At 56.5% G+C, this 11,638-nt stretch carries 16 protein-coding genes; 4 read left to right on the forward strand and 12 right to left on the reverse strand.

What is annotated here, in order from left to right:
- Window positions 1-22: 22 nt before the first annotated feature.
- From P2T68_RS02620 to P2T68_RS02630, 3 genes are all read right to left on the reverse strand, one after another.
- Entirely contained in the window at window positions 23-298 is a 276-nt protein-coding gene (locus tag P2T68_RS02620; RefSeq protein WP_277378991.1) for a hypothetical protein, read from the reverse strand.
- Complete coding sequence (locus tag P2T68_RS02625; protein WP_277378992.1) at window positions 295-1,275, reverse strand: integrase domain-containing protein; 981 nt, start codon at window positions 1,273-1,275, stop codon at window positions 295-297. The genes P2T68_RS02620 and P2T68_RS02625 overlap by 4 nt, the downstream gene beginning before the upstream one ends.
- Window positions 1,276-2,180: 905 nt before the next feature.
- Window positions 2,181-3,509 (reverse strand): integrase arm-type DNA-binding domain-containing protein, encoded by a 1,329-nt coding sequence (locus P2T68_RS02630; protein ID WP_277378993.1) that lies wholly within the window; start codon window positions 3,507-3,509, stop codon window positions 2,181-2,183.
- 496 nt (window positions 3,510-4,005) lie between these two features.
- Here P2T68_RS02630 and P2T68_RS02635 point away from each other — a divergent pair, with 496 nt between their 5' ends.
- A complete protein-coding gene (locus P2T68_RS02635; RefSeq protein WP_277378994.1) occupies window positions 4,006-4,986 on the forward strand; it encodes an ImmA/IrrE family metallo-endopeptidase in 981 nt (326 codons plus the stop codon).
- Window positions 4,983-5,636 (forward strand): hypothetical protein, encoded by a 654-nt coding sequence (locus P2T68_RS02640; RefSeq protein ID WP_277378995.1) that lies wholly within the window; start codon window positions 4,983-4,985, stop codon window positions 5,634-5,636. The genes P2T68_RS02635 and P2T68_RS02640 overlap by 4 nt, the downstream gene beginning before the upstream one ends.
- On the opposite strand, the gene P2T68_RS02645 is transcribed toward P2T68_RS02640, so the two are convergent.
- The 9 genes from P2T68_RS02645 to P2T68_RS02685 all read right to left on the reverse strand — a co-directional run bounded on the left by P2T68_RS02645 (window position 5,617) and on the right by P2T68_RS02685 (window position 10,656).
- Window positions 5,617-6,765, reverse strand: a complete 1,149-nt coding sequence (locus P2T68_RS02645; protein ID WP_277378996.1) for an integrase — start codon at window positions 6,763-6,765, stop codon at window positions 5,617-5,619. The genes P2T68_RS02640 and P2T68_RS02645 overlap by 20 nt on opposite strands.
- Window positions 6,762-6,968: a hypothetical protein gene (locus tag P2T68_RS02650; RefSeq protein ID WP_025858917.1), complete on the reverse strand. Its 207-nt coding sequence runs from the start codon at window positions 6,966-6,968 to the stop codon at window positions 6,762-6,764. The genes P2T68_RS02645 and P2T68_RS02650 overlap by 4 nt, the downstream gene beginning before the upstream one ends.
- A gap of 29 nt (window positions 6,969-6,997) precedes the next feature.
- Window positions 6,998-7,339 carry a hypothetical protein gene (locus P2T68_RS02655; RefSeq protein ID WP_277378997.1) on the reverse strand — a complete coding sequence of 114 codons (342 nt, stop codon included), beginning with the start codon at window positions 7,337-7,339 and terminating at the stop codon, window positions 6,998-7,000.
- Complete coding sequence (locus tag P2T68_RS02660) at window positions 7,332-7,499, reverse strand: hypothetical protein (protein ID WP_277378998.1); 168 nt, start codon at window positions 7,497-7,499, stop codon at window positions 7,332-7,334. Before P2T68_RS02660 ends, P2T68_RS02655 begins: the two co-directional genes overlap by 8 nt.
- A 268-nt stretch (window positions 7,500-7,767) precedes the next feature.
- Window positions 7,768-8,502 (reverse strand): metallophosphoesterase, encoded by a 735-nt coding sequence (locus tag P2T68_RS02665; protein WP_277378999.1) that lies wholly within the window; start codon window positions 8,500-8,502, stop codon window positions 7,768-7,770.
- Window positions 8,499-8,963, reverse strand: a complete 465-nt coding sequence (locus P2T68_RS35150) for an Arc family DNA-binding protein (protein WP_346772494.1) — start codon at window positions 8,961-8,963, stop codon at window positions 8,499-8,501. Before P2T68_RS35150 ends, P2T68_RS02665 begins: the two co-directional genes overlap by 4 nt.
- Window positions 8,964-9,016: 53 nt before the next feature.
- Window positions 9,017-9,451 carry a TerB family tellurite resistance protein gene (locus P2T68_RS02675; RefSeq protein WP_277379000.1) on the reverse strand — a complete coding sequence of 145 codons (435 nt, stop codon included), beginning with the start codon at window positions 9,449-9,451 and terminating at the stop codon, window positions 9,017-9,019.
- 94 nt (window positions 9,452-9,545) lie between these two features.
- A complete protein-coding gene (locus P2T68_RS02680) occupies window positions 9,546-9,869 on the reverse strand; it encodes a helix-turn-helix transcriptional regulator (RefSeq protein ID WP_277379001.1) in 324 nt (107 codons plus the stop codon).
- A gap of 136 nt (window positions 9,870-10,005) precedes the next feature.
- A complete protein-coding gene (locus tag P2T68_RS02685) occupies window positions 10,006-10,656 on the reverse strand; it encodes a LexA family transcriptional regulator (RefSeq protein WP_277379002.1) in 651 nt (216 codons plus the stop codon).
- Window positions 10,657-10,772: 116 nt separating this feature from the next.
- Here P2T68_RS02685 and P2T68_RS02690 point away from each other — a divergent pair, with 116 nt between their 5' ends.
- Together P2T68_RS02690 and P2T68_RS02695 are read left to right on the forward strand one after the other, a co-directional pair.
- Entirely contained in the window at window positions 10,773-11,069 is a 297-nt protein-coding gene (locus P2T68_RS02690; RefSeq protein WP_277379003.1) for a YdaS family helix-turn-helix protein, read from the forward strand.
- Window positions 11,069-11,611 (forward strand): KilA-N domain-containing protein, encoded by a 543-nt coding sequence (locus P2T68_RS02695; RefSeq protein WP_277379004.1) that lies wholly within the window; start codon window positions 11,069-11,071, stop codon window positions 11,609-11,611. Before P2T68_RS02690 ends, P2T68_RS02695 begins: the two co-directional genes overlap by 1 nt.
- The last annotated feature ends 27 nt before the right edge of the window (window positions 11,612-11,638 follow it).

Here is an 11,638-nt window from a genome sequence, read left to right on the forward strand (position 1 = left end):
CTGGCCGTTTTCTGACCTTCGTTTAGAGGTTGAACTGCCAGGATTTTCCTAGGCGATGAGTGAGTAATTGCATGGTCAGCAAATAGTAATAGCGCGTCGATTCAGTGCGCTGGTTTAAATGGTGATTCAAAAACCATGCAAGGTGTTTTCTCTGCCAAGTCCATGGATTGTCGCATTGCCAGCGCTCAGCGATCGCTGTTTGGATAGTCTTCGCCTGACGCAGGTGGCGTTGGCGTGTGGTGTGTGACCCGGTCAAGACGCCCGCCAGGAACAGCTCCATATCGAATGCCGTGTTCATGCTCGACCACCAATGTAAGCCGATACCACGTCGATACGGCCGTGCCCCAGCTCATAACTGATTTGTACTCGGGCCTCCTGATCGAGGTGTCGGTTGAGCTGATAGCAATGGCCACCGTTGATAGGCGCGGGATGATGGGTGATTTGCTCGTAACGTTCGCATGCATAGGCTGCCCGCAATTCGTGGAAGCCTTTGAGGTTGTTCTTATGGAGGATGTCCCGTGCGGGGCCGACGATTCCCTGCAAGAAATCGAGGTAGCGTTCGTTCGGTGCAAGCAGGTTGCGGCTGTCGTCGGGCGAGACCTTTTCGGCAAACCTCAGTGCCTCGCGAATATGATCATCCGCCCTGATCCAGCGAGGTGCCGAGGCACCTGAGCGGCCCCCCTTGGTGCCATCCTGGATGTTGATCTTGCCGTATTGTTCGGTCTCACGTTTTAAGCGCGGAAGGTCGGCCAAAATGGCCTCACGTAAGCGCATTCCGGTGGCTCGCGCTAATTGAGCGATGGCCGCGGCACGCGGCTGCTGGTGTGCGCAAAGCACCTCTACGACCCTCTTCACATGTTCGCGGTCTTGGCCTTGCGGCACCGAACGACGAACACTGGTGCGCCGCATTCCTAGCGCCTTGCTCGGACTCAGTACTTTCACATACTGATCACCGCGAAGCGCTGCCAGGGTCCGATTGACGCTGGACAATCGGTTTTGCGCAGTGGCGATGGCGAGATCGCTGCGCTCAACCAGGTGACGCAGATGCTCCGCATAATCCAGCAAGGTCTGCCGATCAATCTGCCGTGCGTCATTAATTCCCGGGCCATCCTCCGACCGACACCAGCGCACGAACGTCTGCCAACGATCACTGTGTGCTTTGACCGTCCCGTAATGCCCACCGCCAAACAGGTCTTTCAGTGCCTGCGGCCCGGCATAGCTCAATTGCCGGCCATAGCCAAAATTACGCCCCTCCCGTCTACCGACCAATCCCATGACCAAACTCCTCTGTAAGCCACACTTGTAAAACCTTCCCCACGTCATCCCGCCAAGAATGTTGAGTGTTATCAGGGATCAAGGCCCCTGCGACCTGTGAGGGTTGTCCACTAACGCGGGACTGGCGGCTCTTTACGACCGGGAGCCTGGGCATTTCATGATCTGGCCTCCTGAACACTTCCAAGGAAGTGGGCGGGTGGAGGCTGCATTGGCTGACGAGACCAACGCCGCGAGATCTTGAGCCGGGTGAAGGCAGTGATGCGATGACCGGGGCGTGCCTGACTGTCAGTCAGGTGCAGTCCATTCCCTGGGCTGCGGCACCATCATCTGCATCGCTGTTGCTGGTGACTTCGGTGTTTGTCACGCCGATTGTCACGAGGGGGAATGCCGCAAAGCCTTGTACGAGATGGGCTGCAGCAGCGGTAGGAGCGCCCGTCTCTTTCCGGGAGAAAGAGACGGGCGCAGGTTGGCGCAGTGAAATGGCCAAGCGGAAAGGTTGCTGCAGGGCAGCTGGGTAGGGGGATGTATTTGCCGCAATGGCAACGATCTGAAGTAGGCATCCATCACTCGGTGAGTGACCGTGCGAGCCGCCGGACGCTAATCGCACTTTGGGAGAACCACCACGGTGTGGCGTAGCCTTAAAGGTTCTGGCTACCTGGGTTGCTGTCAAAGACAGCGCTTTGCCCGATCTTTTCTACGCCTGTGGATAATTTGGGTCAAGGCTCGAATTTTCGGGAATTCTGCGGCTGTGGATGAAATTATCCACCGGTGGAAATCTATGGTTTTCCACAGACAATTTGCGTGGGCTTTAGATTTTTTAAATGAGGTCCATCCAAGCAGGGCGGCTTTGCAGCCCCGCTTGGATGGACCCGCGTGGAAGGGCGGACAACGGTGATCTCACAGGCTTACCCACGTTTGGATGCGCCACGGCTATTTTGTAGGGCTGTGATGTTGTCGCCGACTGGGTGAGCGAATTCGTGGGGTGTCACATGCCCATGGCGGTTGGCGTCGATGTAGTTGCTCCACCACGCCATGATCAGCCTGCGCTGTTCGAGGAATTCGGCCTTGTGGATATACGCGGCACGCACACGGTTGCGTTCCTTGTGGCTCATTTGTCTTTCGATGGCTGCGTCGGTCCATAACCCGGACTCAAGCAGGGCGCTACAGGCCATGGTCCTGAAGCCGTGGCCGCACACGTCCTTGCTGGTGTCATAGCCGACGTTGCGGAGCATGGTGTTCACCGTGTTCTCGGACATGGGCTTCCAGTACTTGTGGTCGCCCGGTAGCACCAACTCTGAAAAGCGACTGAGGCTGCGCAGGCGCTCCAGTATTTCGATGACCTGCGGCGATAGCGGAACCATTTGAATGTCGCCGTTCATTTTGGTCCCGCGTGTGGAGTTGCGTACCCCTTCAATCGGTGCGCGCGTATCGGGGATTTCCCACATGGCGCGTTGAAGGTCGAACTCACTCCATCGAGCGAAGCGTAGTTCGCTGGAGCGGACGAATACATGCAACGTCAACAGGACGGCAAGGCGCGTCAGCTCGCGACCTTTGTAGTTGTCGATGCGTTGTAGCAGTTCGGGTAGGCGGTTGAGGGATAGGGCGGGGCGATGGACTGTGCGCGGCGCGTGAATCGAGCCTGCCAGATCCAGTGCAGGATTCATGGTGATCTGCCGAGCCCTTTTGGCCCCGCGCATGATGGTGGATAAGTAGTTCTGTACCCTTAACGCCACATCCATGGTGCCGCGTTCCTTGATGCGCTGGGTGATCTCTAGCAGGTCATGGGTATCGAGTTCAGCGATGGGTCGTTGGCCGATCAGCGGGAAGACGTGGGTGCGCAGTCGGCTCATTACGGTTTTTGCATGGCCTTCGGTCCAGCGGCGGGACATGTCGGAGTGCCACTCCAGGGCAACGGTTTCGAAAAGCAGCGCCGCCCGCTGGGCTACGATCTTGGCCTTCTTTTTTTCTTCCATTGGGTCGAGGTTGTCGAGCAGCAACGCCTTGGCTTCGTCTCGCTTACGTCGTGCGACGGAAAGGGTAACGATGGGGTAATTGCCGATGATGAGCGTACCTTCCTTGCCGCTGGGCTTGATGTACTTCAAGCGCCAGGTCTTCACGCCATTGGGTTTGACGAAAAGGTACATGCCTCCGCCGTCGAACAGTTTGTAGGCGCGTTCGCGGGTTTTGGCGGTGCGGCATTGCAGGTCGCTGAGGGGGATCGCTAGACGTGGCATAGGGGTACGCGCTCCTTACCGGGAAATCGCAGTACCCCTAACATACCCTCGGGGAAGGGGGATTTTGTTGGATCCCGACAGAGGGTCTTGGAACGAAAAAACCCGCCAAAGGGCGGGTTTTCGGGGCTTCCAGAGCATTCGGTGGAATGCAATGGAGCCTAATGTGGTGCCGGCACCAGGAGTCGAACCCGGGACCTACTGATTACAAGTCAGAAACCTAAGTCCGTAATGATCTGGTGTACAGAGGACGTTTTGTACGCGGAGAGGCCACTTAAAGCCACGATTGCCGCGCCTCCTGCCCCCTAATGTACGCTCCCGATGGGCCTTTTATACCGGCTTAAGGCTGTGCACAAAGCTGTGGATAACTTGCGTGAAACGCAAAAAAGAATTATGCTTTGTGTGACTTTTCAGGGGCAGGCTGATGTCTAACCGGCATGCAGAAAAGCTCACACCTGACTATTTATTATGTCCTTAACGTCTGAAAGGAGGCTTTGATATGACTGAATCCATGCAAAGCCTTTACAGTGCGTTCCGAGCTCACGGCCTGCCTAAGCGGCAGGTGCGAGCGTTCCTGCCTTCATGGTGGGATGACGAGATAGCTGAAACGCCTAGCGGTCTCCAGCAGGCTAAGTTCATCTTGGCGCGGGCATTGAACCTGAAGCTGCGATCTATTGCTGAGACGCCTGCGCGTATTGAGTTTGACTTACCTGAGCAGCGTCGATTCAGACTCATCAAAGGTACGACGGCGGACGACGTTGAGCTCGCTGTGGCTTTGGCTCGCAGTGCATCCAAAATCGTACTGTCCAATATCGAGCGTCCTTACTTACGGCCGGCATCTGCAGCTGACATTCGTAAGAAAATACTGTCCTCCGGCAAACCCTGGGTGGGCTTGAGCGATCTATTGGACTATTGCTGGGAATGCGGCATTCCCGTAATCCATCTTGCCTCTTCTATTATGAAGAAAAAGATGGACGGTATCGCAATGTCTACGAACGATCGCCCGTCGATTGTGCTCTCGTCGAAGAAGGAGTGCGGTTATCTGCTCTTCCATCTCGCTCACGAACTTGGACACATAGCTTTAGGGCATGTAGACGCCAATGGCGCGATCGTAGATACGGAAATTGCAAAAAACGATGACGGTCGTGATGACGATGAAGTTGCGGCTGATGAATTTGCGCTTGAGCTTCTTGCGGGGAAAGCATCAGCGAAGTTGCGGTTGGGTCGCTTTATGCCGGCTGCAGATCTCGCTAGAGTCGTAAATAACTATGGCGCTACGAATCGTATTGATCCAACGCATGTTTTATTGAACTGTGCTCATAATGGTAATTTTTGGCCATTGTGCACTAAAACGCTTAAGCTTTTAGCTCAAAAAGTGAGCGATAAAGGTTTAGTGTCTAGCTATTTGTTTTCAAATCTTGCAGAAGAGATTAAAGAAGATAGTCTCGACTTGCTAAGGGCTCTAGTTGACCCTGAATGATCCTACTGTCCGATAACGACTTGGTGATCAAGCTTGCACAATGTGATCTACTGCAAGACACCCTCGGTAGCCTTAATTCGGGTGCCAAAGATTGCTTCGTCCTATCTAGTCTTCCCTACAGCCTGCGCTTGAAAGATCCAGACAAATCCATTGAGAAATACGTCGGAAGCTCACAGGCTTACGATCGAATTTGTGGGTTTCTTGAGCAATGCAGTGTGCTCAATGACGCTAAAGTTGATTTTGATTTGATCGATCACATGCAGCAGATCAATGAGGTTGACCCCGGAGAGTTCGCATTGTTTCTACATGCAAGCGATCGTCACGGCTGGGGTGAAGAGTTCAAGATACTGACAGGCGATAAGAGGGCGCTTTCCGCGATATGTTCGTACGATCATTTTGATACCGTCTTTTCTTTCCTGCCTGGAAATGTCGATTGTTTGGAGTCTTCGATGTTAAGACTTATTAACTATGCCGGATATGAATATGTCAATGAGCGCGTGTCAGTTGCTCGAAAGCAAGTAAATGAGAAAAAATACGATAAAGTTCTTCGTTCTGCGTTTGGCGAAGGCCGAGATGAAGAACACTGTACTGAATGCCTTAACAGTTACATGGTTGATGTTATAAAACTGTTCACTCCGAAGATGGATTAACTGTCGGTACGCTGAGGTCGTAAACGTCCATCATTGATTCGTCTTTATGTCCTGACGCCTGTTGCTTGTCTGCCCGGGTGCCTACTGTGTCAGTAATGCCCTTGCGCTTGAAGTCATGCATTCCGAAGCGCTGCTCCTCGGTGAGGATTCCTTTGTCGATCGCCTGAACGATCAGCCGCTGGAAGGCTGTGTCGAGACCTGACTTCGACAACTGCCTGCCGGTGGCCGAGATGATCAGGAAGCGCTGGTCTGCGCGGATCGGCACGGGGACACGCTTGCGTTCCCAGGTTTCCGTCCTGACGGACTTGGCTGCATCCCATGCGGCGCGCAGGCGCGTCGACCAACGGACGATGTTGTCCCGGCTCCCCTTGCGGCGGTTGGTGAGCACGCCTTCGGTGAGCTCGTTCTCGTCGGTGAGGGTTATCGTCTCGATACCGCGCAGGCGGCAGAGATACCCAATTTCCATCACGTACCAGAGGTAAGGCGAGCAGGCACCAGGTTGGCCGCTCTTAAGCTGGCCTTGCTGCTTCGCGAACCTGATCAAGTTGACCATTACCGTGTCGTCGGGGAGCCGGCGCTGTTTGCGCTCTTTGGGCGATTCGATGCCTTTGGCTGGGTTGTCCTTCACGAAGCCGCGGTTGCGGCCCCACTGCATCACGCGGCGAAGGTAGCGTAAAGCGTGTGCGGCCTTCGATGGCTTGCCCTCCTGGGCGATCTTGTCGATGATCCGCTGGACCAGCGCCGGCGTGAACTTGAGCACCGCCAGCTCGCCCAGCGGCTTGCCGAGCTTTGTCGGGAACGCCAGCAGCACATCGCGGGAGTAGACGTAATCATCGTGGGTTTTCGGGCTGAGGGCCTTGTACTGGTCGCTCTTGTGGAACTCATCACAGAGGTACTGGAGGCTGTCGCGGTCTACCCCGTTGCGCTCCTCGATCAGCCGATGAAGCTCCGAAAGCGTCACGTTTCCCGCACACAGGTTCTGCCGCTGGCGCCGGCCCGCTTCGTTGAAATACAGGATGTACCAGCATCCCGCCCCGCGGTGGTCGAAATACACCGAGCGTGGCAGGGCCGCCTGGTCAATATGCCCAGGGATGTTCGGGTTTTGCTGACGCTTCCTTCCTCGCTTCATACAATGTCCGCGTCATACTTTTCTTGATCGATTGGCTTGAGGCCGCCCGCCTGGTTGACCAGGTCGACGGTGGTCCAAGGCCCCTTCCTTCCGAGGAATATCCGTATTCCTTCCCCGCGCAACGCCTTCTCCACGTCAGCACGCCGCGTATAGCCGGTGATCCGCTGCAACTCCTCGAACTCTATTACTCTAGCTGCGCTCATGTCTGCCCGCCTTCGTGTCGAGACACGTTTTAGTTATGCATGGACAGTGTCGCGACACTGCTACGTTTGACGTTCCGTTTTTTCAGGCAAGCCTTGCAGCGCTCCCAGCTGCCCATGGCAACCATCGGATCTTTGTCGTGCGTTACCGCCTCAGCACCGCACTCGGCTCGCCAGAACCGGTGGCGCCCATGCTTGCCGATGGCGTCGGATGCCACCTCGACAAAGTAGTGGGCACGCATGCCGTGAAACGGTGCTTTGCCCCAGCCTTCTTTGAGGTCCAGGGCGCCGTCGCTGATCTGAATGCCTCGGCGTGTCAGTTCCTCAAAGTTGCCGGACTGCTGCAGCGCTATGACCTCATTCATATCAGTCATGGCCTGCAACTCGCTGAAAGTGGTCGGCCAGCACCCTGCGCGCGTCGATACCGCACGATGCCGACATGGCGTAGACCTGGCCGAAAGTGGTTTCCCGGCGCTGCAGGGCATTGAACAGCTCGATCAGGCGCTGGGCCTTGGTCCCTTTGCAGCGGTTCATAGTTGGTACCTCTCATCTCCAGGGTTTGGCCCGGCCACGAAAGGCTCGTTTTCAGGCGTCGAACTTGCCTGAGAGGCCCGGCCCGACTCACTTGAGGGGGTGGCGGCGGGCCGGGGTTGGAGAGCGCTATCCGGCAAGCAACTGATACCGCCCTGGGGCGTGATAAAGCACGTAACGGCCCGGGTCGAGTCGTGCTGAACACTAATGATTTGCTCGCCGGCGGTGGCCTGGCCAACTACCAGCAGCAGGATCATGGCGAAGTTGGTTTTCATTGACGCTCCTCCCAGTCCCAGCTCAGTTTCGGATTGATCGGTGGGTAGCACTGCAAAGTGCCCAGGTCGATCAGCGTGAAGTGGCCACCCATCCAGGCGCCGGTGTCGATGTGGTAGACGTTTCCGAGGATTGCCGGCTGGCGCACTGGTGTATGCCCTACGATGACCGCGCGCACACCGCTGACCCCCTCATGGTTCTCGTCCGTGATACGGCTGCGCGACCACTGACAAACAGCGTCGACGTTCAGCAAGCCGGGCATCTTGCCTGTCAGCGCGTCACGGAGCGTCGACCAAGCGGGGAAGGGGCAGTCGGCGTGCACGATGCCGACCAACCCTTCGGCAGTCATAACCTCAATGGCCACCGGCAAGTCGGCCAGCAGGGCGGCATAGCACCCACGCTCTACAGAGGGGAGCCCCAGCATCCAGGCGCCGCCGTTAGCGACATGCAAGTTGCCCGCGCGGCCATCCGGGTCGAAGTGGTAGGCGTCGTATACCATCGCCTCGTGGTTGCCCTGGACCGCAAAGAACCACGGCTTGGCCAGCCAGATATCCACGTCCGCTGACTCAGGCCCGCGGTCGACCAGATCGCCAACGCTGAACAGCCGGTCAAAGGCGGGGTTGAATCCGACAGCATCTAGCGCGGCCTGGAGCTTGGTGAAGTGCCCGTGCACGTCGCCGACGGCGAAGTCGCGCCCGGTGGTGTTGGCCTCGAATCGCTTGAACTTGTTCATGGAGCATCTTCCATCAAGTTGCCGGTGGTCAGCCCGAACACCACAGCTTCCGTGCCCAGCGCTTTCTGGCCGTAGGGGAGTAGGGCTATCAGTGGGTGGGCGTCGTTCAGGCTGGGCAGCTCGAACACGACGGTCAGGAATGCCGGCTCGCTGCCCACCATCTTCACGCGTTCATCGATGTGCATCGTTTCGGTAACTGCCGGAATGTCGGTAGTTAAACTGCCCGGATTCTGGGTAGTTTCAATCACGCGTAACGGGGTGGTGACGGTGCTGGCCAACGCATCCAGCAGGATCTGCTGACGGTTTTGCCCATCCAAGTACTGACGCACGGCCTGGACGAAAACGCTGTTCATGCTGCGGTCGCTGGTGTTTGCTGCCGCTTCGATATCGGCGCGCAGCCCGTCGGGCAGGCGCACCACAAACTTGTCAGCGGTGCGGGAATCGTAATCTGTGGTGCTCATGATCTTCTCCTGGTAGATGCCCCAGATCTGGGGCATCTACCGATTCGCGCTGTTTACAGGTGGTCTTTGAGATTGAGGCCCAGCAGCTTCGCGCTGCGCTCCAGAGCGGTCAGCTCCGCCGGTTCGATCTCGCCGTCAGCCTCGGCCACGGTCAGCATCACGTTGAGGACGGTCAGCGCTTCGGAAGGAGAGTGCGCCAGGTCGCCCAGTTCTTTCTCCGCGTTCTGGCGCAGGATGCGAGCACCCGACTTGAAGTCGGTCTTGGCGCGGTCGATGGTGTTGGACAGCTCCGCCCCGAAGCCCTGGAGCGCCGGGTTGTTGCTGAGGATGGTTTCGATCTTGGACAGTTCGCTTTCTTGCAGGTCGCCATCAGCCGCGGCGACATAGATGCTGCCATAGACCACTGCTTCCATCAGATCGCGGTTGGCCAGCTTGGCTACCGCAGCGCGGGCCTGACCAGATTTCTTGCCGAACAATTTGCCGAGCATGGGTGAATCCTCTTTCGTGGGGTTTGGGTGAAGCTTTTCGCAGGCCGAACGAATCCCGGCCGCGTTGTTGGCTTTCGCGAAAATCGGTTTGGGGTTAGGCGATAAAGGTGCCCTGGAACTGGTCGCTATCTTCCTGACGCTGTGGTCCAGGGTTTGGAGCAATGACACAGGCAGCCTGTATCAGGCCCAGTGCAAAGGCTTTCGCTACGAGCGCGGCGCGCCGGGTGACGCCAAGCTTGGTTGTCAGTGCCAGAAGACGCTTCTTGACCGTGTCCTCTGTAACGCCAAGAGCACGAGCAGCCTCTTTACCACTAGCTCCGGCAGCAACCGCCAGCAGGCATTCCAGCTCACGCGGAGCTGCGCCACGACCGAGGAAACCGGTTAGGCCGTGCGCTGTGATGGTGGTTGCTGCGTTCATGCTGGTGACTCCATGCGGGTTGCGATGGAGTGGAATCTACAATCAATTTCACGCAACTACAATATTAAATTGTATTTATTTTCTTTGAACCAAAAAAAGCCGCCAGTGAGGCGGCTCCAATCTATAAATTTTCTGGCTACATGAAGACAGATTTCGGCATGCGCCCATCGACTACCGTCCCAACTACCTCCCATTCTCCGTCCATTGGGGTTGTTGGAAATGCAGGGTTTAGCGGCTTTAGGTAAAAGCGGCCAGCGTCTCGTATGAATTGCTTGAAGGTGGCCTCGTTGGTGTCGGTCATTCGTGCGACGACGTACTGGCCTGACCTGGGCTCGGTTTCGGGTGCGACAAGGATGAGGAAACCTTCCGGAAAAGAGTTCCCTGAGTGTGCGGTCATTGAGTTCCCGACCACCCTTAACCAGAATGCGTCTTCGCCCGCCCAAACGTCAGAGGAGTGCATCTCACAGGCAGCTATGTTCGCAGTCTCCATTGCTTCTGTTGCCGCTCCAGCCTGCACCCAGCTAATTTCCGGGTATGAAAATGATCTCGTCGGTTGAAGCGCGAACTCCACATTAGAGCCCAGATCCAGCGGTCCTACCGGCACACCGCTTTCGCCCATCAGCCAAGACGCGGAAACGCCCAGCTCATCTCCAATCTTTTTTAGCATGGCGTGCCGTGGGACATTCTTATCAGACTCCCAGGCCTGTACGGACTGAGGCGTGACGCCGAGACGCCTCGCCAGTTCGGACTGATTCAAATTGAGCTGTTCGCGGGCAAGTGCGATCAATTGGCCTGTCGTTCGCTTTTTCATTGCTCAAAAATACAACTTTGTATTGTAGTTGGCATTGCAATTCTAAATTTCATGTCGTAGCCTGATATGTAATCAAAAATTGTAGGTGTCACATGAGCGGAGCTAACCCCATTGAGAGGGCTGTCGCTGTAGCGGGAAGCCAGTCCTCGTTGTCGAGGATATTGTGCTGCACCCCCCAAAATGTTCAGAGGATGTGTTCGACCGGGCACGTTCCGGCCAAACACGTTTTGAAGATTGAAGCAGCTACAGGAGTCAGTCGTCACGATTTGCGCCCGGATATCTACCCAGACCATCCGCCGACCTTGAACACAAATGTACGCCCAAACCCATCCGGCCGTCAGTCCACTGACGGTGCTGGTGTTTTGTCCAGTACTGCGGAGGTGGCGTGATGAACAACGTCATCCGCCTCGATTTCGAAGGGCAGTTGGTGCGTTTCAACACTGACGGATGGATTAATGCCACAGAAGTGGCAAAGCGCTTCGGCAAGAAGCCAGTCGAATGGCTTCGCCTTCCAGCTACTGAGCGATACATCGCCGCTCTAGCCAAAGCAATGCATCTTGGAGGCAAAGTGGGATTATCCCACTTTGGTCTCGTTGTCACCGAGCGGGGCGGCAAAGCAGCAGGCACCTGGCTCCACCCCAAACTCGGCGTCAGGTTCGCACAGTGGCTTGATGACGACTTCGCTGTCTGGTGCGACACGCAGATTGATGCGCTGCTCCGTGGCTTCCCCTCGGCAATGGGGCGGTTCAACCACGCTTGCAAGCGGCTTGATGATCGCCAGTCACAGGCAAGTGCCAGCGGCCGCGATCTTGCTGAATGGAAGCGTGAGAAGCCCGGCTTGATCGCCGAGGTTGAGCGCGGTCGTAACCAGCTGCAGATGATCCTCGCCCTGGACAACCCAGAAAACCACAGCTTGCAGGCCTCGTCATGAGCGCCTGCCCATCCCTGTATTTGCTGT

This window comes from Pseudomonas sp. G11, assembly GCF_029457515.1.
In the GTDB taxonomy this organism is placed as follows: domain Bacteria; phylum Pseudomonadota; class Gammaproteobacteria; order Pseudomonadales; family Pseudomonadaceae; genus Aquipseudomonas; species Aquipseudomonas gorinensis.